General features: G+C 62.7%; 21 protein-coding genes. 14 read left to right on the forward strand and 7 right to left on the reverse strand.

What is annotated here, in order from left to right:
- Nucleotides 1-10 precede the first annotated feature (10 nt).
- Both E3T27_RS09395 and mshC read left to right on the forward strand, forming a co-directional pair.
- A complete protein-coding gene (locus tag E3T27_RS09395) occupies nucleotides 11-865 on the forward strand; it encodes an undecaprenyl-diphosphate phosphatase (RefSeq protein ID WP_134572339.1) in 855 nt (284 codons plus the stop codon).
- A gap of 73 nt (nucleotides 866-938) precedes the next feature.
- Nucleotides 939-2,231 (forward strand): cysteine--1-D-myo-inosityl 2-amino-2-deoxy-alpha-D-glucopyranoside ligase, encoded by a 1,293-nt coding sequence (mshC, locus tag E3T27_RS09400; RefSeq protein ID WP_104198021.1) that lies wholly within the window; start codon nucleotides 939-941, stop codon nucleotides 2,229-2,231.
- A gap of 35 nt (nucleotides 2,232-2,266) precedes the next feature.
- On the opposite strand, the gene E3T27_RS09405 is transcribed toward mshC, so the two are convergent.
- Nucleotides 2,267-3,223, reverse strand: coding sequence for a proteasome assembly chaperone family protein (locus tag E3T27_RS09405; RefSeq protein WP_104198022.1), 957 nt, complete (start codon nucleotides 3,221-3,223; stop codon nucleotides 2,267-2,269).
- A 106-nt stretch (nucleotides 3,224-3,329) separates the two neighbouring features.
- Between E3T27_RS09405 and E3T27_RS09410 the strand changes: the two genes are divergently transcribed.
- The 9 genes from E3T27_RS09410 to lnt all read left to right on the forward strand — a co-directional run bounded on the left by E3T27_RS09410 (nucleotide 3,330) and on the right by lnt (nucleotide 13,744).
- The gene (locus tag E3T27_RS09410) at nucleotides 3,330-4,070 is read left to right on the forward strand and encodes an HAD family hydrolase (protein ID WP_134572467.1); all 741 of its coding nucleotides are present in this window, start codon (nucleotides 3,330-3,332) and stop codon (nucleotides 4,068-4,070) included.
- Entirely contained in the window at nucleotides 4,067-5,068 is a 1,002-nt protein-coding gene (locus E3T27_RS09415) for a tRNA (adenine-N1)-methyltransferase (protein ID WP_104198023.1), read from the forward strand. Before E3T27_RS09410 ends, E3T27_RS09415 begins: the two co-directional genes overlap by 4 nt.
- Before the next feature lie 130 nt (nucleotides 5,069-5,198).
- Nucleotides 5,199-6,146 carry an FKBP-type peptidyl-prolyl cis-trans isomerase gene (locus E3T27_RS09420; RefSeq protein ID WP_104198024.1) on the forward strand — a complete coding sequence of 316 codons (948 nt, stop codon included), beginning with the start codon at nucleotides 5,199-5,201 and terminating at the stop codon, nucleotides 6,144-6,146.
- Nucleotides 6,147-6,160: 14 nt separating this feature from the next.
- Complete coding sequence (locus E3T27_RS16975; RefSeq protein WP_241992193.1) at nucleotides 6,161-8,302, forward strand: helix-turn-helix transcriptional regulator; 2,142 nt, start codon at nucleotides 6,161-6,163, stop codon at nucleotides 8,300-8,302.
- Nucleotides 8,303-8,305: 3 nt separating this feature from the next.
- Nucleotides 8,306-8,620: a hypothetical protein gene (locus tag E3T27_RS09435; protein ID WP_134572341.1), complete on the forward strand. Its 315-nt coding sequence runs from the start codon at nucleotides 8,306-8,308 to the stop codon at nucleotides 8,618-8,620.
- A 22-nt stretch (nucleotides 8,621-8,642) separates the two neighbouring features.
- On the forward strand, nucleotides 8,643-8,909 hold the full coding sequence (gene tatA / locus E3T27_RS09440; protein ID WP_104198026.1) for a twin-arginine translocase TatA/TatE family subunit: 267 nt from the start codon (nucleotides 8,643-8,645) through the stop codon (nucleotides 8,907-8,909).
- 45 nt (nucleotides 8,910-8,954) lie between these two features.
- On the forward strand, nucleotides 8,955-9,707 hold the full coding sequence (tatC, locus tag E3T27_RS09445; protein WP_104198027.1) for a twin-arginine translocase subunit TatC: 753 nt from the start codon (nucleotides 8,955-8,957) through the stop codon (nucleotides 9,705-9,707).
- A gap of 40 nt (nucleotides 9,708-9,747) precedes the next feature.
- Entirely contained in the window at nucleotides 9,748-12,210 is a 2,463-nt protein-coding gene (locus tag E3T27_RS09450; RefSeq protein ID WP_104198028.1) for a DEAD/DEAH box helicase, read from the forward strand.
- 7 nt (nucleotides 12,211-12,217) lie between these two features.
- Nucleotides 12,218-13,744, forward strand: coding sequence for an apolipoprotein N-acyltransferase (gene lnt / locus E3T27_RS09455; protein ID WP_134572343.1), 1,527 nt, complete (start codon nucleotides 12,218-12,220; stop codon nucleotides 13,742-13,744).
- A gap of 82 nt (nucleotides 13,745-13,826) precedes the next feature.
- Here lnt and E3T27_RS09460 read toward each other — a convergent pair whose 3' ends face one another.
- The 4 genes from E3T27_RS09460 to E3T27_RS09475 form a co-directional block, all read right to left on the reverse strand.
- Nucleotides 13,827-14,195 carry an RNA polymerase-binding protein RbpA gene (locus tag E3T27_RS09460; protein ID WP_104198030.1) on the reverse strand — a complete coding sequence of 123 codons (369 nt, stop codon included), beginning with the start codon at nucleotides 14,193-14,195 and terminating at the stop codon, nucleotides 13,827-13,829.
- A 111-nt stretch (nucleotides 14,196-14,306) separates the two neighbouring features.
- Nucleotides 14,307-15,071 (reverse strand): glycerophosphodiester phosphodiesterase family protein, encoded by a 765-nt coding sequence (locus E3T27_RS09465; protein WP_241992194.1) that lies wholly within the window; start codon nucleotides 15,069-15,071, stop codon nucleotides 14,307-14,309.
- Nucleotides 15,072-15,074: 3 nt separating this feature from the next.
- Nucleotides 15,075-16,070 (reverse strand): SPFH domain-containing protein, encoded by a 996-nt coding sequence (locus tag E3T27_RS09470; RefSeq protein WP_134572345.1) that lies wholly within the window; start codon nucleotides 16,068-16,070, stop codon nucleotides 15,075-15,077.
- On the reverse strand, nucleotides 16,063-16,557 hold the full coding sequence (locus E3T27_RS09475) for an NfeD family protein (RefSeq protein WP_104198032.1): 495 nt from the start codon (nucleotides 16,555-16,557) through the stop codon (nucleotides 16,063-16,065). Before E3T27_RS09475 ends, E3T27_RS09470 begins: the two co-directional genes overlap by 8 nt.
- Nucleotides 16,558-16,721: 164 nt before the next feature.
- On the opposite strand from E3T27_RS09475, the gene E3T27_RS09480 reads away from it, so the two are divergent.
- Genes E3T27_RS09480 through E3T27_RS09490 form a run of 3 tightly spaced genes read left to right on the forward strand, consistent with a single transcriptional unit; the run spans nucleotide 16,722 to nucleotide 22,049 of the window.
- The gene (locus E3T27_RS09480; protein ID WP_104198033.1) at nucleotides 16,722-17,486 is read left to right on the forward strand and encodes an SDR family oxidoreductase; all 765 of its coding nucleotides are present in this window, start codon (nucleotides 16,722-16,724) and stop codon (nucleotides 17,484-17,486) included.
- A gap of 14 nt (nucleotides 17,487-17,500) precedes the next feature.
- A complete protein-coding gene (locus tag E3T27_RS09485) occupies nucleotides 17,501-19,681 on the forward strand; it encodes an alpha/beta hydrolase family protein (RefSeq protein ID WP_134572347.1) in 2,181 nt (726 codons plus the stop codon).
- A complete protein-coding gene (locus tag E3T27_RS09490) occupies nucleotides 19,644-22,049 on the forward strand; it encodes an ATP-binding cassette domain-containing protein (protein ID WP_134572349.1) in 2,406 nt (801 codons plus the stop codon). Before E3T27_RS09485 ends, E3T27_RS09490 begins: the two co-directional genes overlap by 38 nt.
- 20 nt (nucleotides 22,050-22,069) lie before the next feature.
- On the opposite strand, the gene E3T27_RS09495 is transcribed toward E3T27_RS09490, so the two are convergent.
- The gene (locus tag E3T27_RS09495) at nucleotides 22,070-23,575 is read right to left on the reverse strand and encodes a mannitol dehydrogenase family protein (RefSeq protein ID WP_134572351.1); all 1,506 of its coding nucleotides are present in this window, start codon (nucleotides 23,573-23,575) and stop codon (nucleotides 22,070-22,072) included.
- A 7-nt stretch (nucleotides 23,576-23,582) separates the two neighbouring features.
- Nucleotides 23,583-24,953 (reverse strand): MFS transporter, encoded by a 1,371-nt coding sequence (locus E3T27_RS09500; RefSeq protein ID WP_134572353.1) that lies wholly within the window; start codon nucleotides 24,951-24,953, stop codon nucleotides 23,583-23,585.
- Nucleotides 24,954-25,029 lie beyond the last annotated feature (76 nt).

The raw sequence follows: 25,029 nt of genomic DNA on the forward strand, positions 1-25,029 counted from the left end.
AGCGCGGCGCGTGGACTTTCTGAATGCGATCATTCTGGGCCTCGTTCAGGGGTTGACCGAATTCCTTCCCGTGTCGTCGAGTGCGCATATCACGATCGCCGGGCAGTTTCTCGGCACCGGTGATGACCCGGGTGCCCGATTCACTGCCATCACCCAGATCGGCACTGAAGCTGCTGTCGTCATCTTCTTTTGGCGCGATATCGTGCGCATCATCGGCCAGTGGGCAAAATCGCTCACCGGCCGGGTGTCCCGCAAAGATCCGGATGCCCGCATGGGCTGGCTGATCATTCTGGGATCGCTTCCGATCATCATCCTCGGCCTGCTGTTCCAAAACCAGATCGAAACCGTGCTGCGCTCACTCTGGCTCACCGCGACCATGCTCATCACCTTCGGCATTCTGCTCGGTATCGCCGACCATGTCGGCGCCAAAAGGCGCCGACTGCAGGACATCACCGTCGGCCACGGCGTAATCTACGGATTCGCGCAGGCGCTCGCACTCATCCCCGGCGTATCACGATCGGGCGGTACCATCACTGCCGGGCTGTTCCTCGGCTACGAGCGCGCAGCAGCGGCCCGGTATGCATTCCTGCTGGCCATTCCCGCCGTGCTCGGCAGCGGCTTTTACCAGGTGTACAAGTCCGTCGCCGATCCCTGTTTGGCGGGCGTAACCACGTGCACTCCCGAAATTTTTGGACCGCTCGAAATTCTGGTGGCCACTATCGTCGCCTTCGTTGTGGGCCTCGCCGTGATCGCGTTCTTTATGAACTACATTTCGCGACGGAGTTTTCTGCCGTTCGTGATCTATCGCATCCTGCTGGGTATCGTGCTGTTCGTGCTCCTTGGAACGAACGTCATCTCCGCCTAGTCGGTTCGCGAAGCGGTCACCGCATCGACGACGGTTCGCAAACCCACCGCCGCATGGAAGCTAGGCTTGAACCATGCGTGCATGGGAACGACCCGAAATTGTCTCTGTCCCCGGCGAGTCGAATGCACCCTGGCTCCACGACACAAAAACCGACAGTCTGGTGCTGGCCGAGCCGCTCGATTCAGCCCGACTCTACGTTTGCGGCATCACGCCCTACGATGCGACCCACATTGGCCATGCCAACACCTACCTCGCTTTCGACACCCTCCAGCGGGTCTGGATCGACGCCGGCTACCGCGTGCACTATGCCCAAAATGTGACGGATGTCGATGACCCGCTCCTCGAGCGGGCGACCGCCACCGGCGTCCACTGGCGTGACCTGGCCGAATCACAGGTTGAACTCTTCCGCACCGACATGAAAGCTCTGGGCATCATTCCGCCGAATGATTTCGTCGCCGTGACCGAGGTCATCGACGAGATAGCCGCCGCCGTGGCCGTTTTGCAGGAGGCGGGGCTCGCCTATCCGGTACCGACCGGCGACGCCATCGCCGAAGCAGACGGAACGATCGCCGTCGATCTGTACTTCGACATTCGTGCCGCCGAAGCCAGTACCGGCTGGGCGCTCGGTGACGAGAGCAACCTCGACCTCGACAGCATGCTGCGCCTATTCGCCGAGCGCGGAGGAGACCCCGACCGGGCGGGCAAACGCGACCCACTCGATCCGCTGCTCTGGAAGGCTGCGCGTTCGGGGGAACCGGCGTGGGAGTCTCCGGTCGGTGCCGGGCGACCAGGCTGGCACATTGAGTGTTCGGTGATCGCCCTCAAAGAACTCGGCATAGATTTCACCGTGCAGGGGGGAGGATCTGACCTGATCTTTCCGCACCACGACATGAGCGCTGGGCATGCGCAGGCGTTGTCCGGACATCCGCTTGCCGGGGTCTACAGCCACACCGGCATGGTCGCCTATCAGGGCGAGAAGATGAGCAAGTCGCTCGGTAATCTTGTTCTAGTCTCCGGACTACGCGCTCAAGGAATTGACCCGCGCGCGATTCGCCTGGCCCTGTTGGCCCGCCACTATCGCACCGACTGGGAATGGACCGACGCGCTTTTGGAGGAGGCCATCGCGCGCCTCTCCGTGTGGTCTGCAGCCTTCGGCGCTTCGGCTGTTTCCGCAGCCAAAAACGCTGCCAGCATGGAGGCGCCTGGAACGGCTGCTTCGCTCGTGCAGTCCCTGCGCCTCGCACTCCGCCACGACCTGAACACCCCCGAGGCTCTGAAGCTCGTCGACGACGCCGCCGCCGGTCAGCTCGATGACGTGAGCCTGGTGAATCGTGCCATCAGTGCGCTGCTCGGCGTCGCTCTGTAAAGCAGAGCGTCGTCTGCAGCTGACCCGCTGCGTTCCTAGTGCCGTGGCCCGTCGGGTCGGCTTCCGGGACCATCGGGCCGGCCGTCTGCGCGCCCGTCGCGCCCGTCGGTGCCGCGCCTGCGCAGGTACTTCTCGAATTCCTGAGCGATCGCCTCGCCGCTTGCCTCTGGTGAGTCGACGGTGTCTCTGGCCTGCTCCAGCTGGGCGATGTACGCGGCCATGTCCTCGTCTTCGCCTGCTAAGACGTCAATACCGGTTTCCCACTCAGCCGCCTCGGTCACGAGCGCGCCGCGGGGGATAACCACATCTATGACCTCTTCGAGCTTGTCGATCAATGCGAGCATCGCCTTGGGCGATGGTGCGTTATGCACATAGTGGGGCACGGATGCCCAAATCGACAGGGTGGGAATTCCCACCGTCTCGGCGGCATCGGACAACACGCTGAGTATGCCGACCGGTCCCTCATAATTACTGCGCTCGATTTGCAGTTCAGCCCGCACCTGCGCGTTATCACTCGAGACGAAAATAGAGATGGGGCGGGTATGCGGAACGTCGGCCAGCATGGCGCCCAAAAAGACGACGCCGCTGACGTCGGCGGCCAGGGCCGCGTCGAGTATCTCCGCGGCGAAGCTCTTCCAACTGCGGGACGGCTCCGTACCGATCAGCAGAAAGATATTGCCCGCGTTCGTTCCACTGACCCTCAGCTCGGCATCGTCCGCCAGCGGCACGCCCAGTGTCCCGGGGGTCTTCGGACCATACATGATCGCTCCGGGCCAACCGAGGGTACGCACGCCAGCCTCGTTCGTTGACACGGTCGGTCGGTTGAACTGGTAGTCGAAGTACAACTCCGGGTCGACCTCGGTGATCTTCTCAACGTCGAGTAATTCTTTCAATGCACGAACCGCCCCCGTCGCGGCTTCTCCGGCGTCGTTCCAGCCTTCGAAAGCGACGACGAGCAGCCGTCCGCCCAGAAACCCATTACCGTCAGTCACCGTTTATATCCTCAATTCTTCGGCTTCCCATATGAAGGGCCTTCATCAAGGATAGGCGGTGGCCCTACACTTGAACCCCGTGAATGTTTTTTCTCCGCCCCTGCCCTTGCCCGCTTCCCTTCCCGCCGCCGTCCTGTGGGACATGGACGGCACGATCGTCGATACCGAACCGTACTGGATGCGTGCCGAGACCGAGCTCATGGCCGAGTTCGGCGGTGTCTGGACTCATGAAGACGGAATGTCGCTGATCGGATCAGGATTGTGGAATTCTGCGGCCATTCTGCAAGCACGAGGCGTCGATCTCACCGCGGACGCCATTGTCGCCCGCCTCACCGACCGCGTGCAGCAGCAGCTGGCCGAACACGGGATTCCCTGGCGTCCAGGATCTCGTGAGCTTTTACGGCAGCTGAAAGCCGCCGGCGTTCCGACCGCACTCGTCACGATGTCGGTGGAGCGCATGGCCCGCCAGATCATCGACCTCATCGATTTTGCAGCATTCGACGTCGTCGTCGCCGGCGATATGGTCGAAAACAGCAAGCCGCATCCTGATCCGTATCTGGTCGCCGCCAAACAACTCGGCGTGGATCCGGCAACGTGCGTCGCGATCGAGGATTCCGTGCCGGGTGTCGAATCCGCTGTTGCCGCCGGCACGATCACCATCGCCGTTCCCCACCAGATCGACCTGCCGAAGAGCGTGCTCTACACGCGCTGGCCGACGCTCGACGGGCGCACGATCCACGATATCGCCGCGTTGTATCACCAATCGAAACGTTCCGACGAGCTCTCTCCCGTTCATCCCCTCGCTCCTACCGGGGCCGCCCGAAACGAAAGCGCACCACTCGCATGAGCAGCAACCAGGTCATTCAAAACAGCGGACTTTTTCGTGTCGGCGACCGGGTGCAACTCACCGGGCCCAAGGGGCGGATGAACACCATCACCCTTCAGGAAAGCCTGACCTTCCACACCCACCGCGGCATTCTCGCGCACGACGACATCATCGGGCAGCCCGACGGGTCGGTCGTCACCAACAACGTTGGCGTTGAGCACCTGGCGCTGCGGCCGCTTTTGGTGGACTTCGTGATGAGCATGCCGCGCGGTGCAGCCATCATCTACCCCAAGGACGCAGCCCAAATTCTGGCGCAAGCCGATATCTTTCCCGGCGCCACCGTCGTTGAGGCCGGCGTTGGTTCCGGGGCACTGTCGCTCTGGCTGCTGCGCGCAATCGGGCCGGCCGGCCGTCTTGCATCCTTTGAACGGCGCGAGGAATTCGCCGACGTCGCTCGCGACAACATCGCTACCTTCCTCGGGAATGATCCGCAGAACTGGACCATCACTCTGGGCGACCTTGCCGAGACGCTGCCCGACACCATGCCGCCGCAGAGTGTCGACCGGGTGGTCCTCGACATGCTCGCGCCCTGGGAATGCCTGGGCGCCGTCTCCGAAGCTCTCAAGCCCGGAGGAGTGCTGCTGTGCTACGTCGCCACGGTGACGCAATTGTCCCGTGTGGCCGAGGCCATCCGCGGCACCGGTTTCTATACCAATCCGGATTCCCATGAAACGATGATCCGCGGTTGGCACGTGGAGGGACTCGCAGTGCGTCCCGACCACCGCATGATCGGTCACACCGGGTTCCTGATCACCGCACGTCGGCTCGCCCCCGATACAATCCTCCCCGAGCTGAAGCGACGTCCGTCCAAGACGGACTTCAGCGACGCGGATGTCGAGGCCTGGACCCCGGGGGCGCTCGGTGAACGCAACGTCAGCTCCAAAGTCATGCGCAAACGCGTGCGGGCCGCTGGCGCGAGCGCCGAGCTTTCCAAGGCTCGCGACCTCGACGCCGGTTAGGATAGGGCCCGGCCCATTTCGGTTGAACTGCGCCGAGACCGCAACCGCCTGGACCCAGACACACCCGCACCAACCTCACACTCGCGCAGCAGATTCACGCTGCAGCAACCCCGTACCGAAAGAAGGACTTGTGCGCAAAGCATCCGCGCTGATCGTCACCGCCGGCCTCGTGATGACGGCATTGACCGCCTGCGCCGGCCCCGGCACGGCCGGGACCTCCTGCGAAACCGCGGCCACGTCCGGTGCGGCCTCGGCGTTGGTCTCGACCTCCGGCGACTTCGGTTCGGCGCCCGACGTCAGCTTTCCGACACCGCTCAAGTCGTCGACTACTCAACGCACGCAAATCATCGAAGGTTCCGGTGAGAAGCTCGAAGCCGGACAGATGATCTCCGCCCTCATGACCATGTATAACGGAACGACCGGCGCTGCCATTCAACAAGCTCCGTTCGACGGCAGCGTTGCCTTTCCCATCGCCCTCGCCGACACTACTCTTCCCGGAATAGTCGCCGGCCTGCTGTGCGCCCGCGAAGGTGAGCGCATCGCGGTCGTCATTTCCCCGGATGATGGGTTCGGTCCGGCCGGCGGTAGCGAGCAGCTTCAACTTGGAGCGACGGATGCTGTAGTGGTTGTCGTTGACATCGTGAAGGCATATCTGCCGCGAGCTGACGGAGCTAACCAGATCGTGGCCAATGGCCTTCCCGCCGTGGTGCTCGATGAAAACGGTGTCCCGGGCATAGTCGTCCCCAACGGGGACGCTCCCACCACGCTCGAAATGGGTGTGCTGAAGCAGGGTGCCGGCGACAAGGTCAAGGAGGGGTCGACGGTCACGGTGAATCTCGCCGGCGTGCTGTGGAAGGAAAAGACAAGCTTCGTGTCGACCTGGACCAACGGAAGCCCCGTTCAAATGGTCCCCAACGCGGTGATCCCCGGCTTGGCAACAGCGCTCATTGGACAGACGGTCGGTTCACAGATCGTCGCTGTCATTCCTCCCGACCAGGCCTACGGTGACACAGTGGATGCCACTATTCCGGCCGGGTCCACACTCGTTTTCGTCGTCGATATTCTCGGCGTCGACTAGGTCGGCTGGCCCGCATGTCTACCCCGCCAGAGTCGGAACCTCCAAAAAGCGCGACCGAGGTCAAGCCGTTGCTGGTCACGGCCCCCGAACGGCTGTTCAGCTTGGTCCTCGCGCTCGTCGCAACGGAAACAGGGCTGACCAAGGCCGATATTCTCGCGAACGTGCAGGGTTACCGACAGCGATTCTCGTCCGCCGGCTCGAATGAGAGTCTGGAGCGCCAGTTCGAGCGAGACAAGGATGACATCCGGGAATTGGGAATTCCGCTCGAAACACTCGAATCGCCCGACGATCCGGGCAGCAATCACTTTTTGCGGTATCGAATTCCGAAGGGTCTGTACGACCTACCCGCCGACGTGAGCTTCACTTCCGATGAGGTATCCCTACTCAAACTCGCTGGCACGGTCTGGCGGGAAGGATCATTGTCCGGGGAATCCCGCCGGGCCCTGATGAAGTTGAACTCCCTCGGTGTCGAATCGAGCGAACCGGTCCTGGGCTACGCACCCTCGTTACGCACGCACGACCTGAGCTTCGAACCGTTGAGCAAAGCCCTCGACCGGGCGCAGATCGTGGCATTTCTTTACCTCAAACCGGGGGAGACCAAGCCGGTCCGTCGCGAGGTCGCTCCGCGTGCGTTGGTGCAGCACGAAGGTCGCTGGCACCTCTACGCAACGGATGAGGTCGCTCGCGCACCGCGCACCTTCCTGCTGGCTCGCATCGTGGGCACGGTGACAGTGCTCGCAAACTCCACTCCGACTTCGATTGGCGACGAAGCAGCGGGCAACACGACCGATAGTGCACGCGCTCTCTGTGAACTCGATGCCCTGTGGGCGAGTAATGTCGCCCACATCGTCGTGGTGTCAGGATCCGACGCCGCAGTTCGGCTCGCCGCGCGCCAGGCGGCTCAGTGCCCCGCGGCCCAGCCAGACCATCCAGTGACGCTCGAGCGCACCCTGCATTTCACCGACTTGAACATCCTCGCCGACGAACTGGCCGGGTTCGGCCCCGAAGTGTTCGTCGAGAGCCCACTCGTGTTACGCGCCGCCGTGCGCGATCGACTCGTTGCCGCGCGTGACGCTCATGCCAGCGCTCTCCCCGCGTTCCCACCCGGCCGCGCACAGCGCCGCCGGCCAAGTCCGCTGCATGCGCCGACCTCCCAGCCAGGCAGCCAGCCTCGAGTCGCCGGAGACCAGCTCACCCTCTTACTCTCCCTCGTTCCGTACTTGATCGATCAGGGGCCAGTCACCGTCACCGAGGTGGCCGAGCACTTCGGACTGTCAGTGGAACGAGTGCGCACACTGGTCAGCCTCATCGCGCTGTCTGGAATTCCTGGGGAAACACGTCAATACCTGCACGGTGACCTGTTCGACATTCTCTGGGACGAATTCGAAACCAATGATCGAATCGTACTTACCCACCAGGTCGCCATCGATGACTCCCCGCGATTCTCCGCGCGCGAGGCCGCAGCACTCATCGCCGGACTGCAGTACCTGTGTGCCCTGCCGCACAATGCCGACACCGATGCGATCGCGTCGCTGATGGCGAAGTTGACGCGCGGCTCATCGGCGCCACCCACCCAGGTCGCGGTCGCGCAGCGCGATGCCGGCGCGACTCGCGAGATTGTGCAGGCTGCCCTCAGTACAGGAATGCAGGTCGAGTTCGACTATCTCAATGCGCGTGGCGACCAGGAACACCGCCTCGTCGACCCCTTGCGCATTGAATCCGTCGACAGCGACTGGTACCTCCGGGGTTGGTGCCACCTTCGCGAAGCCGTGCGAACCTTCCGTCTTGACCGGATGACCGACCCTCGCGTCACCGCCTCACCGCGCAGTTCGCACACGGTGGACGTGCTGCTGCCGGACACCCTGTTCCAGCCGTCCAGGGACGACGTTGATGTGCGACTCGAGCTCCCTACCGCGGCGCTGCCGTTGCTGGCCGACTACCGACCCGAGCGGTCCGAGGTGGTCGGAACAGGCGTGCGCACGCGCACCACCCTGCGCGTCGCCCATGCCCACGTGCTCAAACGTCTCGTCACCGGCCTCGCCGGCATCGTCACCGTGCTTCAACCGGCAGAGTCACGCAAGGTTGTTTTCGACTGGGCCGCAGCCGGACTGGCTCAGTACTCCGGCGACAATCAGCCCCAGGTGGATGTGGGTTAGCGGATGCCGTGGTGGTCGTGGTTGCTTATCTGGGGCGTTCTGGTGGCCGGTCTTTTCGTGGTCCTCATGTGGTGCGCGGTGGCGCTCTACCGCAAAGCCGTCACAACCCTGCGAGCTCTCGAGGCCCTCACCGATCAAGTTTCCTCGGTGGACCTCGATGTGCCGTCGGTCTGCGCCTCGTTTATCCCCGCCGTATTCTCGGACTCGGCTGTGTTGCTCCGGAATGTCGAGCAGAATCGCGCTGAGCGCGTCCACCGGAGTCAGGTGCGTCGCGATGCGCGGATCGTGCGGGGTAAACTGATGCCAAACGCCCGCTAGCTAACACAGAGGACACACCCTCATGCTGCAAAATTTGACCGGATGGCACTTTTTGATCATCCTCGTCGTCGTACTGCTCCTTTTCGGTGCGCCAAAGCTTCCCGGACTCGCACGCAGCCTCGGGCAGTCTATGAAGATCTTCAAGAGCGAGATCAAGACCGACACTGTCGACCCTGATCCCAACGCCGCACCGCGGTCGAAGAGCACGACGAGCACAACGGGTGACGACGTGTCGAATACGTCCCTTCCGACCACGCCCGGCCCGGCCGACCCCGCCTCGAAGCCTTAGCCGCGAATGGTCCGTGCTGGGCGGAGTGCGACCGAAGCGGGAAAGATGTCGCTGGGGCAGCATCTGATCGAACTGCGCAAACGCCTCTATCTGGCTGCAGCCGGTCTCCTGATCGGTGCCGTTGCTGGTTGGTTCCTCTCCGATTTCGTCTGGGATCAATTGCGAGAGCCGATCTACGCCATCATCAATGCGCAGCATCGCAACGCCCAGATCAATTACCCCGACATTACGAGCGCTTTCGATCTCAAACTCAAAATCTCACTCTATGTCGGTCTCATAGTGTCCAGCCCGGTGTGGCTTTATCAGGTCTTTGCTTTTTTGGTTCCCGGTCTGACCCGTACCGAGAAGAAATACACGTTCGGGTTTCTTTTGACGGCCATTCCCCTGTTTCTGGCTGGTTGTGCGGCGGGTTGGGTTGTACTGCCTCACGTGGTCGAGCTCATGACGAGTTTCGCGCCCACCGAGGACTCGGCGTTCATCAATGCGCAGGGTTATTTCGACTTCGTACTCAAACTCGTCGTGGCGATCGGCATTGCCTTCGTCCTGCCGGTCTTCATTGTGCTGCTCAACTTCGCCGGCGTGATCAGTGCGGCGTCGATCATCAAATCCTGGCGGATTGCAATTTTGGTCATCGTTCTCTTCACTGCGATCGCCACTCCCGCCGCTGACGTCGTCTCGATGTTCTTGCTGGCCATTCCCATGGTCATGTTGTACTTTGCCGCCTACGGCATCGCTTGGTTGCATGATCGCCGAGCGGCTAAGAAAGTGTTGGCTTTCGAGAAAGAATTCGCGCTCTAGTCTCTGCTGAGAGTCGTTTGTAGCAATTGTTAAGGATCACGTGACGCACACGCAATCGCCGGCCGAACGGTATTCGGCCGCGCGCACCCGGGCAAGCCAACCGAAGTTGCTGGCTTTTGATCGCGGCCTCAAATTCGATCTCGATCCGTTCCAGCGTGAGGCTTGCGCGTGCCTGGAGGCCGGCAACAGCGTGCTCGTTGCTGCGCCGACCGGTGCGGGCAAAACCATCGTCGCCGAATTTGCCATCTACCTGGCAATGCAGCAGTCGCGGGCGAAGGTTTTTTATACCGCGCCCATGAAGGCCCTCAGCAATCAGAAATTTCAGGAGTTCGTTGCTGAGTACGGTGCGGACCAGGTTGGGTTGCTCACCGGGGACAGCAACGTCAACGCGGGGGCACGCATCGTCGTCATGACGACCGAGGTGCTCCGCAATATGCTCTACGCCGATTCCGACTTACTCACCGATCTCGCTTTCGTGGTGATGGACGAGGTGCACTACCTTGCGGATCGCTTTCGTGGTGCGGTGTGGGAAGAAGTGATCATCCATTTGCCGCAGTCGGTGCGCATGGTGTCGCTCAGCGCGACCGTGTCGAACGCCGAGGAATTCGGTGACTGGTTGCAGGCAGTTCGCGGTGAGACTGACGTGATCGTTTCTGAAGAGCGGCCGGTTCCGCTGGAACAGCACGTACTGGTCAAGAACAATATGCTCGATCTGTTCGATTCCTCCGGATTGATCGGCGCGCATCGGGTCAATCCCGAACTCGTTCGGTTGGCGCACGCCGGCGGGCGCTCGGCCGGTGGGCGTGGTCGCGGTTCTGGTCGTCAGGGTGGCTCATCCGCGGGCGGTTACCGGGGTCACGACAAGCAACGCGCACAGGTCGACGCCGGCCGAATGGATCGCGGCGATATCGTGCGCATGCTCGATGGCAAACACCTGCTGCCGGCTATTTTCTTCATCTTCAGCCGGGTCGGCTGTGACCAGGCCGTGCGGCAGGTGCTCCGCTCGGGGATACGTCTGACAGAGGAACACGAGCGGGATGAAATTCGTCAGATCGTGGACGATCGATGCCGCACCCTGCTCGACGAAGACCTCGGCGTGCTCGGCTACTTCGAGTGGCTCGACGGACTCGAACGCGGTGTCGCCGCGCACCACGCCGGTCTGCTGCCGGCATTCAAGGAGGTCGTTGAAGAACTTTTCCAGAAAAAGCTTGTCAAGGCTGTCTTTGCCACCGAAACGCTGGCTCTCGGAATCAATATGCCCGCCCGCACGGTCGTTCTTGACAAACTGGAGAAGTTCAACGGTGAAGCCCGCGTGCCGATCACCCCGGGGGAGTACACCCAGCTAACGGGTCGGGCCGGTCGGCGTGGAATCGACACCCTCGGGCACTCGGTCATTCAGTGGGCGCAGGGACTGGATCCGCAGGCGGTGGCCTCGCTCGCCTCCCGGCGCACGTATCCGCTGAATTCCAGCTTCAAGCCCACGTACAATATGGCCGTCAACCTCATCGACCAGTTCGGCGTCACACGCACGCGCGGTGTGCTCGAGTCGTCATTCGCCCAGTTTCAGGCCGATCGGGCCGTCGTTGATCTGGCCCGGTCTGTGCGCCAGCAAGAAGAATCCCTAGCCGGGTTCAAGGCCAGCATGACCTGCAACCTGGGCAACTTCGAAGAGTACTCGGCCATTCGTCGACGGCTCACCGAGGTGGAACGCGAGGGTGTCAAAGCCGACAATTCCCTGCGCGGTGAACGTGACAAACGCCAGCGTGAGGTGACGAGCTTACGCAAGCAGATGCGCGCCCACGGCTGCCACCACTGTCCCGATCGAGAGGCGCACTCCCGCTGGGCAGAACGCTGGTTCAAGCTCAAACGCCAAACGGATGCCCTCAACCAGCAAATATCACAGCGCACCGGGGCCATCGCCCGCGTCTTCGATCGCGTGACCGACGTCCTGCTCGGCTACGGCTACCTCGAATCGAATGCCAACGGCGTTATCGCGCTCAGCGAGAGCGGACGCATCCTGCGTCGAATCTATGCGGAAAGGGACCTCCTGGTCGCGGAGTCTTTGCGCCGAGGTCTGTGGAACGAACTCGATGCCGCGAGCCTCGCCGCGATGGCCTGTGCGCTGGTCTTCGAGCCGAGGCGTGAAGAAGGTTTGATCGACGCTCGGTACCTGCCCAAGGGACCGTTCAGACCGGCCCTCGACGAAACCCAGGAGTTGTGGAGCCGCATCGACGACCTCGAGCGGGACCACAAGCTTCCCGGGAGTAATCCGCTCGCCGTGGGCCTGAGCCTCGCCATGTGGAAGTGGGCTCGCGGCGCATCGCTCGCCGACGTACTCTATGAGGCCGAGATGGCTGCCGGTGATTTCGTGCGCTGGACCAAACAGACCATCGACCTGCTCGACCAACTCAGCATTGCCGGCGACGGACAGGTCGGGCCGACCGCTCGTAGCGCCATGGATGCGATCCGCCGCGGTATCGTGGCCTACTCCTCGGTGGCCTGAATTCACCATGTGGGGGAATGAGCGCTCGTTCAGCCTGCCGCTGTGGGCGGCTCTTGTCGTCGCGGCCGGTGCCGGCGCGGTTCTGGACGCCGGTTTTCCGGATCGCGACTGGTGGTATCTTGCGCCGGTGGGGGTCGCGCTCATGTTTCTGGCTCTGCTCGGTCGCAGCCTCGCGACGGGACTGCTCGTGGGACTGGTTGCCGGATTATCGTTTTGGCTGATTCATATCTTCTGGATCACCCTGTACCTCGGTCTCGTGCCGTGGTTTGCGCTCGGCGGGTTGGAGAGCCTGTTTTTCGCCGTGGGGCTCGGCTTGACCGCCGTCGTCCTCCGGCATGGCCCTCGGGTCTGGCCGAGTATCTGGGGTCGTCTCGGCGTTGTGCCGGTTATCGTGGCCGGTTTGTGGACGGCCAGGGAGGCAATCAGCGCGGTCTGGCCCTACGGTGGCTTTGCCTGGGGCCGAGTTGCCCTGTCACAGTCGGAGAGTCCGTTTGGTCCGCTCGTGGCCTGGGTCGGCCTGTCCGGCCTGAGCTTTATTCTGGTCTGGCTGAGTGCTCTCGCCGTACAACTATTCCGCGAACCGGAGCTGGGGCGCACGCTGCGCAAGGGCATCGCAGTCGGCGCCGTCGCGGTAGTCCTCATCGTCCCGGCATGGCCGACTACCCAGAACGGCGAGGTTCGCCTCGCTGCAGTGCAGGGAAACGCGGATGCCGGTCTGTTTGCCGAATATTCGCCGGGTCAGATTCTGCAGGACCACACGTCGGCCACCCTGCCTCTGATCGGCGAGAAGGTCGATTTCGTGGTCTGGCCGGAGAACTCGAGTGACATCGACCCCACCCGTTCGCAGGGAGCCGCGCAGGTGCTCGACTACATCAGTACCGAAATGGATGCCCCTCTCATCACCGGCACCATCACCAAGCCCGATGACACCTACTACAACAGCTCGCTGCTCTGGGAGGCCGGCCGTGGCGCCGTCGATGTCTATGACAAGGTGCACCCGGTGCCGTTTGCCGAGTACATGCCGGATCGGGCTTTCTGGCGACCATTCGCTCCGGACCTGATCGACCTCATCGGCCGGGATTACGGTATCGGCACCCGCGACAATATTTTTGACATCAACGGAGTTCTGGCTGGAATAGCGATCTGCTTCGACATCGCCGACGATCAGCTGGTGCACGAAATGATCGACGACGGAGCCCGCGTTATTCTCGCCCAAACCAACAACGCCGATTTCGGGCACACCGATGAGAGCGTGCAACAGCTGGCCATCGCCCGGTTGCGCGCGATGGAGACCAGCCGTACGGTCGTCAATATCTCAACGGTCGGCTCGAGCGCGATCATCACCCCCGATGGGGCGACGCTCGATAGCCTTCCGACCTTTACGTCGGGAGCCATGGTGCAGACCGTTCCGCTCAGCGACACCATCACACCGGCGATAGTGGCCGGCCGTGGGTTCGAATGGCTCGTCTCCGGGCTGGGCTTGGCCGGATTGGCTCTGTGCGCGCGTTCCGCGCGGCGTCGCCGACACCGTTGACCGCAGCCCCTGGCCAGAACCGACCTATTAACCAACAACGACCCCGGCACAAAGTGCGGGGTCGTGCGGGTGTGACCGGCGGTTAGGCGCCGATCTTCTGCTGGCCACCACGGCGCAGACGCAACACCGAAAGGCGCTCTTCGAGTAACTCTTCGAGTTCGTCTCTGGAGCGGCGTTCCAGCAACATGTCCCAGTGGGTCCGGGCAATTTTTTCATCAGAGTGGTCGACGATCACCGGCAGGGAGTCGACCAGTCGGGTCGCCGTCCTGGCACAGTACTTGCATTCCCACTCGTCCGGAGCCTCGGCGTCGGCCGAAAAAATCATCACTGTCTCGCGCCCACATGTTTCACACCGGTAGGTGTGAGTAACCCGGGGGGAGAAGGTGACGCCTTCTTCGCTTTGAAGGCTTTGTGCGCCCAATCTCATGCCACGCAAACTGCGGTCAGCCATAGTGTGGTCTCCTCTCGCTCGCGATCACATTCCGATCGCGATACCTATGTAGTTCTAAACCATCAAGCTGGGTATAAACCTTCCCAGACCCCCTGTTCTGGGAGGTAATTCTCAGATTCCGAGAGTAGCAGCTTTGACAGCAAGATCCGTGCGATCTGTCACGATACCGTCAACTCCCAGATCGAAGAGTCGAACCATGTCCATCGGGTCGTTGATGGTCCACACGTGCACCTCGACGTCCACCCTGTGCATCATCGCGATGAAACGGGGTGTGACAATTCGAATTGGTCCCGCCCGCTCGGGGACCTGCACGGCGACGCAGCCCGCGAGCGTTTTGCGAACGAGGGAGGTCAGGCCCAGATTCGTCGCCGCTACGGCCCGCGCCACGAGCGGCGACGACGCGGAGGAAACCACACCGGGCAGTAGATCGACCATGCGGCGGCGACGCGAGTCGTTGAACGAGGTCACGAGGACTCGAGCCGTAGCTCGCTGGTCACGAATGGCCTGTGCGGCCGGCTCGGCGGCGGCATCTGTCTTGATGTCGATATTGAACAGTGCCGATGGAAACGCTTGGAGGGCATCGGCGAGGGACGTGAACGATTGTCCGTAGCCCCTGTTGATGCGCCTCAGCTCAGGCATGGTGAGCTGGTCAATGCGAATATCGCGTCCGAGCGCAGTCAAGTCGGGGTCATGGCTGATTACAGCCACGCCGTCAAGCGAGACGTGCACGTCGGTTTCGAGATGGGTGGCCCCGGCCGCCAGGGCCTTTACGAAGGCGAGCAAGGAATTTTCCGGCGCCTCCCGTGCCAGACCGCGGTGCGCGAAAACCCGGGGGTGCGGTGCGGCCAGAAAAATGGACTGTGCGCTCTCGGCCACCGATTAGGCCTGCTGCGCTGCTGCAGCCGTGGCCGGAGAAGCGGATGCCGCCGGTGCAGCGGATGCCGCCGGTGCAGCGGACGCCGCCGGTTTTGGGTTTTCAGTATTCGCACCAAAAGCACTGCCGATACCCTTCATTGCCTCGGTCAGTTCGCTCGGCACGATCCAGAGCTTGTTGGCGCTGCCCTCGGCCAGCTTGGGTAGCGTCAGCAGGTACTGGTAGGCGAGCAGCTTCGGATCTGGATCTCCGTCATGAATGGCCTTGAACACGGTGGTGATGGCTTCGGCCTCACCCTGCGCGCGCAATACCGCAGCTTTGGCGTCACCCTCAGCCTCGAGGATCGCCGCCTGGCGCGCTCCCTCGGCGGTGAGAATCGCGGACTGCTTGGTACCCTCCGCCGTCAGGATGAGGGCGCGACGATCGCGTTCGGCGCGCATCTGCTTTTCCATCGAATCTTGGATGGAGTGAGGTGGCTCGATTGCCTTGAGCTCGACTCGACCCACCCGGATGCCCCATTTGCCGGTGGCTTCGTCGAGCACGATGCGCAACTGGCTGTTGATGTTGTCGCGGCTGGTCAGAGCCTCTTCGAGGTTCAACCCGCCGACCACGTTACGGAGGGTGGTCGTGGTGAGCTGTTCGACCGCACCGAGGTAGTTATTGATCTCGTAGGTAGCGGCGCGGGCATCTGTCACCTGAAAGTAGACGACGGTGTCGATGGACACGACGAGATTATCCTCGGTGATCACCGGCTGTGGCGGAAAAGACACCACCTGCTCGCGAATGTCGAGAAGCGGTCGCACCCGGTCGACGAACGGCACCAGAAGATTCAAACCGGGAAGCAGCGTCTTGTGGTACTTGCCGAGGCGCTCCACTACCCCGGCGTTGCCCTGGGGAATGATGCGAATGGCGCGCACGAGGATGACGATGACGAACACCGCCAACACCGCCAGGAGGGCAATCACGAAGATCTGACCGATAAAAGCTGCGGGGTCAAGCATTGTTCTGGGTCCTTTCAGCGAAGATGACGACCGCGGTGGAGCCTTCGATGAGGTGCACGGTGACCGGCTGGCCGGGCTCGACACCAGAACGGAAACCGGCGTCGTTGTCGGGGTGGGCCGGCAGAAGACGAGCGGTCCAGGTTTCGCCGTTGGCCAGTTTCACGAGCCCCCCGGTTTCGGTGACCGTCGACATGACACGGCCGGTCATTCCAATCAGCGCGGCGATGTTGCTGAGCGCCGGATCGCCCCCCTTGCGAAGGGCTCGCAGTAGGAAGGGGCGGATGGTCAAAAGCAAAAGCACCGACAACCCACCGGCTACCACGATCTGCAGCCACCAGTCCAGTCCGAGCAAGTTGGCAGCCAAACCGCCCAGACTGCCGATGGAGATCATCAGGAAGGTGAATTCCAAGCTCAGCAGTTCGATGGTGATGGCCACGAGAATGAACACGAGCCACAAAATCCAGAGATAGTCGGTCAGGTCGACCATGTGTGACACCTTCCACATTCGGTTTCACCTCGAAACTAGCAGGTACCGGGTTCAACACGCCGAGGGAGCGACTGAGGCTTGTTGATAAGGTCGAAAGAGTGGGTAGTGGCCGATCAGGTCGCACTTCATCACGGAATTAAGTTGATCAAATCAGAGGAGCATGCGTGACCAATCCACTTGCAGCAGGATCACTCGAGGGCAAGCGCGTACTCGTCACCGGCTCTTCCCGCGGTATCGGCGCCGATACTGTCGGGTATTTTGCTCAGGCCGGAGCGCGAGTCGTCATTAATTACCGTAATAAAGAGGCGCGAGCGAACAAACTCGCCGATGCCATTCGCGCCGCTGGCGGGAAGGCCATCACGGTCGGCGCCGACTTGACCGACCCGGCATCGGTTGCCGCGATGTTCGCGACCATCAGGTCCGAGTACGGGGGCCTCGACATTCTCGTGATGAACGCATCGGGCGGTATGGAAAGTGGTATGGCCGCTGACTACGCCATCAAGCTCAATCGCGATGCCCAGGTCAACTTGTTGAATGGGGCCATCCCGCTGCTCGGCGACGATTCCCGGGTTGTCTTTGTCACCAGCCACCAGGCGCACTTCATCAAGACGACAAGCACCATGCCGGAGTATGAGCCAGTCGCCCACAGCAAGCGCGCGGGCGAAGACGCCCTGCGCGCTGTCATTCCCGAACTCGAACAGTCCGGTATCGGATTCGTGGTCGTTTCCGGCGACATGATCGAGGGCACCATCACGGCGACGCTCCTCGAACGGTCCAACCCGGGCGCTCTGAACGCTCGCAAAGAGGCAGCGGGACGCCTGTACAACGTCAGCGAGTTCGCGGCGGAGATCGTCTCGGCCGCGGTGGATCCGGTCCCGGTCGGAAATACCCGATTGGTCGGCGACACGACCGGGTTTACCAGCGACTAGAAAGTGAAAAAGCAATGAAAGCTGCCGATCTTCCGTTGCTCTGTACTGTCTCGCGCCCGACGATCCATCCCGATGGGTCGCGGGCGGTTTTCTCGCGGGTGAACGCCGACTTTGCAGCGGATGACTACGTCGGCCAGCTGTGGACCGTCGCGCTAACGGGGGAGCCGTCTCCACGCCGCATCACCCGCGGCTTTCGGGACTCGGCACCCCGGTTTTCCCCGGATGGCAGCCTGATCGCTTTTCTCAGGGCCGATGCCGGCGGTAGCGCACAGTTGCACGTTGTCGATGCGGCCGGGGGCGAGCCCCTGGCAATGACCGACGCGGTTCTCGGCGTGACTGACTTTCGTTGGCATCCAAACGGTAGCCGGATCGCCTTTTTGGCTCGGGTTCCCGAACCCGGACGATACGGTACGGTCGTCGGCTTGTCAGCGGACTCGGAACCGGCCCGCCGCATCGATACCCTGCGTTACCGGTCGAATGGGGTCGGATACACCAGCGACCGTCGCGTGCACGTGTTCCTGGCCGTGGTGCCCGATGTCTGGGGCGAACCGACGCCCGCTCCCGCTCCTGTGACGGCCGATGCAACTCGCGGTGAGCCCAAAACCCCGCCGGATGCCGGGGTGAACCCCATTCTTCCGGTGCGGGCCAGCCTGCCGTCCGGACTTCCGATCGCGCGCCGGGTGACCGAGGGAGATTTCGATCACTCCGGCCTGGCCTTTGCGGCTGACGGGTCCAGGCTCTTCACCATCTCGGCGCGTCATACCGGCCGCGACAACGACCTGCGCAGCGAAGTCATCGAACTCAACCTCAGCCGCGACGAAGACGCCACCCTGGCGGAGGAAATAATCGCTCCAGCTCGTACCGTCGTGCGTTCGGCTGAGAACCTGAGTATCTCGGCTCTCGCCTGTGCCGATGACGGTACTCTCTGGCTACTCGCCACCGATGTGGGAACGACCGGCCGAGATTTCGTCGGACGGGTAAGCGCACTGTACCGCAGCGGATTCCTGATTGATGGTTCAGCACCGATACGCGTCACCGACCCGCACCAGACCGACCAGGATCTACTCGATCTGGAGGCCACCGGGGATATCAGTTTGCTGGCGGACGGCTCCGTACTCGTGCTCCGTGGCAGTCGCGGCCGCGTCGATCTGGTTCGGGTGCACCACGACGGGCACGTGGTGCCACTCGACTGCGGAGCAACCGTCGCGACCGCAGTGGGTGCCAACGGCGAATCTGTGGTCGTCGCCGTGCAGACCGCCGTCACGTCTGGTGAGCTCGTTCTCGTACACACGCACCCCCTCGGCACGCATATGCCGCGCACCGAACCCAAACGCCTCACCGATTTCTCCGTGCACCTTCGTTCTACCGGCCTGGCGATGGGCATCGAACTCACCATCACCGGGCGAGACGGCTACCCGGTGCACGGCTTTGTGCATACCCCGCCGGGGCCGGGCCCGCACCCGGTCCTCCTGACCATCCACGGAGGCCCGTACGCCCAGTACACCGACGCGCTCCTCGATGAAACCCAGGTCTACGTCGATGCGGGCTACGCCGTCGTTCTCTGCAACCCGCGCGGATCATCCGGTTATGGCGAAGCCCATGGGCGCGCCATCCGCCAGCGTATGGGTACCCTCGACCTCGCTGACGTGTTGGACTTTCTCGACGGTGCCCTCGAAGCCGAACCAGTCCTCGATGCGCAGCGCGTTGGCATCATGGGTGGGTCCTACGGCGGCTATTTGACCGCCTGGACGATCGCGCACGATCACCGATTTGCCGCCGCCATCGTGGAACGCGGTTTTCTCGATCCCGACGCATTTGTCGGTACAAGCGACATCGGCGATTTCTTCGGTGACGAGTATGCAGGAACGGATGCCGACCTGGTGCGGAGCCAAAGTCCGCAGTTCCTGGTCGGCCAGGTGAAAACCCCGACCCTCGTTCTCCATTCCGCGCAGGATCTGCGCTGCCCGTTGTCGCAGGGTGAGCGCTACTACGCGGCGCTCAAACGCGGCGGAGTTCAAACCGAACTCGTCATCTTTCCGGGGGAGAACCACGACCTCAGCCGGACCGGTCGCCCACGGCACCGTTTGCAACGGTTCGAGATTATTCTGGATTGGTGGGCCCGATTTCTGCCCAGTGCCGTCAATCATAGGAGATCCGATGAGCCCGACCATGAAAACGGACACCCCGTTCCCTGAATCGAAAATCGCGGACAGCCACGACCTGATCCGCGTGCACGGTGCCCGAGAGAACAATCTCAAGAACGTCAGCGTGCAGATCCCGAAGCGACGGCTGACCGTGTTCACCGGCGTGTCCGGCTCGGGCAAAAGCTCGCTGGTGTTCGGCACCATCGCCGCCGAATCTCAGCGAATGATCAACGAAACCTACAGCACGTTTGTGCAGGGATTCATGCCGACCCTCGCCCGGCCAGAAGTCGACCTACTCGACGGGCTGACAACGACGATCATCGTCGACCAGGAACGAATGGGTGCCAACGCGCGGTCGACCGTCGGGACCGCCACCGATGCCAACGCGTTCCTGCGCATCCTGTTCAGCCGGCTCGGCCAGCCGCACATCGGCTCTCCGCAGGCGTTCTCCTTCAACGTTGCCTCGATCAGCGGCGCGGGCGCCGTTTCGATCAAACGCGGTGAACAGACAGTCAAGGAACGGCGCAGCTTTAGCATCACCGGCGGAATGTGCGCCCGCTGCGAGGGCAGTGGCTCGGTCGACGACATCGACCTGACCGCGCTCTACGACGACACCAAATCTCTTATCGACGGCGCGCTCACCATTCCCGGCTACAGCATGGACGGCTGGTTCGGCCGCATCTTCAACGGTTGTGGGTTCTTCGACCCCCATAAACCGGTCAAGGACTTCACCGACCAGGAGCTGGATGACCTACTCCGCAAGGAGCCGACCAAGATCAAGGTCGACGGTATCAACCTCACCTACGAGGGGCTGATTCCCAAGATCCAGAAATCGATGCTTTCCAAAGACCTCGACTCGCTGCAACCGCACATCCGAGCCTTTGTGGAACGGGCGGTGACTTTCACCGTCTGCCCCGACTGCGACGGGACCCGACTCAGCGCGGGGGCCCGATCGTCGAAGATTGGCGAAATCAGCATCGCCGATGCCTGCGCGATGCAGATCAGCGACCTCGTCGAGTGGGCCGGAGGTCTGACTGATACCTCCGTCGGACCGCTACTGGAGTCGTTGCAGCGTCTGCTCAAATCTTTTGTCGAGATCGGGCTGGGCTACCTCTCGCTCGACCGCCCCTCCGGCACGCTCTCCGGCGGTGAGGCCCAGCGCACCAAGATGATCCGCCACCTCGGCTCGTCTCTCACGGATGTCACGTACGTCTTCGATGAGCCCACGATCGGCCTGCACCCGCACGACATCCAGCGAATGAACACGCTGCTGCTTCAGCTGCGTGACAAGGGCAACACCGTGCTCGTTGTCGAGCACAAGCCGGAGATGATCGCGATCGCAGACCACGTCGTCGACCTCGGCCCGGGAGCAGGATCGGCTGGTGGCGACATCGTGTTCGAGGGAACCCTGGCTGGTCTTCGATCGAGCGATACCGTGACCGGCCGGCACCTCGACGACCGTGCGACTCTGAAACCGAGCGTGCGCAGGCCTGCCGGGGTATTGCAGGTTCGCAGCGCCAGCGCACACAACCTGCAAAACGTCGATGTGGACATTCCGCTCGGTGTGCTGACCGTGGTGACCGGCGTGGCCGGGTCGGGCAAGAGCTCACTGATCCAGAGCTCGGTAACAGGCCGCGACGGAGTGGTCTCCATCGACCAGGGCGCGATTACGGGCTCCAGGCGCAGCAACGCGGCGACATACACGGGGATGCTCGAACCTATCCGCAAGGCCTTTGCCAAGGCCAACGGCGTCAAACCGGCGCTGTTCAGCTCCAATTCAGAGGGAGCCTGCCCCAACTGTAACGGCGCCGGCGTTATTTACACCGACCTGGGTGTGATGGCCGGCGTAGCAATACCCTGTGAGGTATGCCAAGGAAAGCGTTTCGAGGCATCCGTTTTGGAATACCGCCTCGCGGGACGCGACATTAGCGAGGTGCTGGCGATGTCGGTAACCGAGGCCAGGGAATTCTTTGGTGAGGGCCAGGCACGAACCCCGGCAGCCCATACGATCCTGGGCCGACTCGCCGATGTCGGCCTCGGCTATCTTGGCCTTGGCCAACAGTTGCCGACGTTGTCCGGCGGCGAACGCCAGCGGCTGAAGCTCGCCACGCACATGGCCGAAAAAGGTGAGGTGTATGTTCTGGACGAGCCCACCGCCGGCCTGCACTTGGCCGACGTCGAGAATCTGCTCGGCCTGCTCGATCGGCTCGTCGATTCCGGGAAGTCGGTCATCGTCATCGAGCACCATCAAGCCGTCATGGCGCACGCCGACTGGATCATCGACCTCGGCCCGGGCGCAGGTCACGAGGGCGGCCGAGTCGTCTTCGAAGGAACGCCCGCAGACCTCGTGGCCGCGCGTTCGTCCCTCACCGGCGAGCACCTCGCGGCCTACGTCGGTGCCGCGCCTGCGACTCCGTAGCCCACCAGTACCCCCGCAGGCTACGCGAGGAGCGCGACCAGGGTTTCGCGGGCACCGACCGTGTGCAGCAGCTCGAGCGCCCGGTCGTAGGCCCCGACAAACGTCGTGTCGTCGACAAGATCGGCGAACAGGTCGCGGTCGCGCAGGAAGGAATGCCGGTCAGAGGCGAATCCGGCAGCGTTGTTCATAACACGTTCCCTGAGACGGTCGGCGACCTCGATAGGCTGGCCCTGTTCATCCGTTCCCTCCGCGTAGCGGGCCCAGCTAGCCACGATCGCCGCTGACAGTTGCACCGAACGGCCAGCCGCGAGCTGGTCGACGATTACCGGCACGAGCCACTTCGGGATCCGGTCGGAGGACTCGTTGCAAAGCCGCGCGACGGTGTCGCGTACGCTCGGGTTCGAGAACCGCGCGATGAGCTCGTCTTTATAAGCTTCGAGGTCGATGCCGGGTACCGGCTTGAGCGTGGGGGAGCCCTCGCGGTCCATGTAGGCGCGAAGGAAGCCGGCGATCAGCGGATCAGCCGCAGCGTCGTGCACGAGTCGGTAGCCGCACAGGTGCGCGAAATAGCACAGGCCTTGATGGCTGGCATTCAACAAACGCAGCTTCATGAGCTCGTAGGGCTCAACGTCGGCGACGAGCTGAGTGCGCACGTGCTCATACGGTGGTCGACCGTTGATGAAGGAGTCCTGTAAGACCCATTGGAAAAAGGGCTCGCAGACCACGGGCCAGGCGTCGAGCACACCGAAGGTCGCGGCGACGAGAGCGCGATCCTCATCTGTCGTGCTGGGGGTGATGCGGTCGACCATGCTGTTCGGAAAACTTACGTGTGCGTCGATCCAGGTGGCCAGTTCGGCGTCGCGGGCGGTTGCGAACGCTACGAAGGTGCGGTGGGCAACCTCACCGTTGTTTTGCAGGTTGTCGCAGGACATGACCGTGAACGGGGGCACTCCGCGGTCGCGCCGGCGACGCAGAGCCTCAACGGTGATGCCAAAGACTGTGGCCGGCGCGGCGCCGGGCGCCAGGTCGGCCTGCACCTGCGGGTCGCCGAGGTCGAAAGCCCCGGTCACAGGGTTGATGTTATAGCCACCCTCGGTCACGGTGAGCGAGACGATTTTTACTTCGGGGCTAGCCATCCGCTCGATGACAGCATCGACGTCGTCGGGGGCGAACATAAAGTCGATGATCGATCCGATGACGCGGCCCTCCAGATGCCCGTCGGCGTGCTTTTCGACCAATGTATAGAGGCCATTCTGAGCGGCTAAGACGTCCCGCATGCGTGCGTCACCGGCCAGCACGCCGACTCCGCAAATGGCCCAATCGCGGGCCAGGCCCTGGCTGAGCAGGTCGTCGATCATGAGTGCCTGATGCGCCCGGTGAAACCCGCCGACACCGAAGTGCATGATGCCCGCCGTCAATCCGGTGCGGTCGTAGGACGGAACGCGCACGGTGGCGGCGAGGGTGGGTAGGGACTCCGTGGTGAGGGCGACGCCGGTGAAAAAAGGGGGAGTGGTGAGTGTGGTCATGTGGGTCTCAATTCAATCGAGCGTCATTAAATGGAATGCGAGCGGGCACACCGTGGAAGCCAGGCTGCGTTCCCCGCAAGGCGGAGGCCATCACAGCGGCCACAAGGTACAGCGCGGCAAAGAGCACCACGAGTCCGAGTGCGCCGAGGGGGCCGTAGAGCAGTGCCACGAGGAGCGGGCCGGCGAACACGGCCGCGCCGATGCCGAGGTTGTAGGAGCTCATTGCCGCACCGGGCTGCTGCGGGGCGAGCGACACGGCGATCGCGGACAGTGGCACAAACCCGGCAAGGCCGATTCCAAAAATCGCCCCGACGAGGAGGGTGAGGCCGTAGGCGAACGGCCAGCCCTGACCGATGGCGTAGACGGGAACGACGTAGAGGCCGATCATAGACACGGCGCAGAGCACGGCGCCGAACCAGGTGACGGTGCGGCTCCAGCCGAAGCGGTCGCCGAGCGCGCCGAAGACGAGGTTGAAGGGAATGTTCACCGCGTAGATCACGGTGGTGAGAATCAGGAATTGGCCGATCGACCAGCCGAACCGATCCACGAACAGGGCTGGGAAGAAGATTGCCATGCCATAGGTGGGGATCGAGTTGATCATGCGGGTGAGCATGACGAGCTGCACCCTCGGTTTGGTCGCGAGAAGTTTGAGACCGTAGGACAGGACTGTGACGACCTCCGAGGGATTGTCGACGAGGGGCTTGCGACCGGTCTTATCCTTGACGCCGACAAAGGCGACGACGGCCCCGCTGACGACGAGCACGAGGGAGACCCAGAGGGTTTGATACATCGAGAGATGGAAGATGTCGAGGGCACCGGTCGCAACGAGCGCGCCGAGGGTGGGAAGCCCGGCGGTGAAAGCCACGTAGAACCAGCCAATGGAGCTCGCGAGGTGCCTGGGGTTGGCTGTTGCGGTGATCCAGACCAGGAACCCGTAGGCGAAAAAGGGGTAGCCAAAGCCGCGCAGGCCGTAGGTGACGAAGATGAGCATGACGTTGCTCGAGGTGAGGGCGACGGTGAGAAAAAGCAGGTTGAAGACGACCCAGATACCGGCGCCGATCATCATGACGCGGCGCGGGCCCCAGAGGTCAGAGAGAGCGGCGGAGAGGAACGCGGCGATGGCGACGGCCACGCCGTAGACGGTGACGAGCGTGCCGACGAGGGGGATGCTGAAGCCGTGGTCGCCGGTGAGGAATGGCGCAAGAATATTGGTCTCGACACCGTCACCGACCATGAACAGCGCCAGTCCGATGTAGCCCCAGAGCAGTGGGCGGGGGAGTCCGAGTCGGTCGAGCAACCTGGGCCGGGCGAGGCCGTTGGTGGCGCCTGCTGCGGTGCCTGGGTGGGTGCCCGGGTGGGTGAGAGCCTGAGGTGCCATTCTTCGCGTCCTTACGATGGTCCAGAGATCGAACGCCCCAAAACTAACACACAGTCTCACGTATTTAACATGCAGT

Origin of the sequence: Cryobacterium lyxosi (assembly GCF_004403345.1) — a bacterium.
Taxonomy (GTDB): Bacteria; Actinomycetota; Actinomycetes; order Actinomycetales; family Microbacteriaceae; genus Cryobacterium; species Cryobacterium lyxosi.

Coding starts and splice junctions, on each gene's coding strand:
- mshC (WP_104198021.1), top strand. CDS start 939: ATGCGTGCATGGGAACGACCCGAAATTGTCTCTGTCCCCGGCGAGTCG.
- E3T27_RS09415 (WP_104198023.1), top strand. CDS start 4,067: ATGAGCAGCAACCAGGTCATTCAAAACAGCGGACTTTTTCGTGTCGGC.
- E3T27_RS16975 (WP_241992193.1), top strand. CDS start 6,161: ATGTCTACCCCGCCAGAGTCGGAACCTCCAAAAAGCGCGACCGAGGTC.
- E3T27_RS09435 (WP_134572341.1), top strand. CDS start 8,306: ATGCCGTGGTGGTCGTGGTTGCTTATCTGGGGCGTTCTGGTGGCCGGT.
- tatA (WP_104198026.1), top strand. CDS start 8,643: ATGCTGCAAAATTTGACCGGATGGCACTTTTTGATCATCCTCGTCGTC.
- tatC (WP_104198027.1), top strand. CDS start 8,955: ATGTCGCTGGGGCAGCATCTGATCGAACTGCGCAAACGCCTCTATCTG.
- lnt (WP_134572343.1), top strand. CDS start 12,218: ATGTGGGGGAATGAGCGCTCGTTCAGCCTGCCGCTGTGGGCGGCTCTT.
- E3T27_RS09460 (WP_104198030.1), bottom strand. CDS start 14,195: ATGGCTGACCGCAGTTTGCGTGGCATGAGATTGGGCGCACAAAGCCTT.
- E3T27_RS09470 (WP_134572345.1), bottom strand. CDS start 16,070: ATGCTTGACCCCGCAGCTTTTATCGGTCAGATCTTCGTGATTGCCCTC.
- E3T27_RS09475 (WP_104198032.1), bottom strand. CDS start 16,557: ATGGTCGACCTGACCGACTATCTCTGGATTTTGTGGCTCGTGTTCATT.
- E3T27_RS09485 (WP_134572347.1), top strand. CDS start 17,501: ATGAAAGCTGCCGATCTTCCGTTGCTCTGTACTGTCTCGCGCCCGACG.
- E3T27_RS09490 (WP_134572349.1), top strand. CDS start 19,644: ATGAGCCCGACCATGAAAACGGACACCCCGTTCCCTGAATCGAAAATC.
- E3T27_RS09495 (WP_134572351.1), bottom strand. CDS start 23,575: ATGACCACACTCACCACTCCCCCTTTTTTCACCGGCGTCGCCCTCACC.
- E3T27_RS09500 (WP_134572353.1), bottom strand. CDS start 24,953: ATGGCACCTCAGGCTCTCACCCACCCGGGCACCCACCCAGGCACCGCA.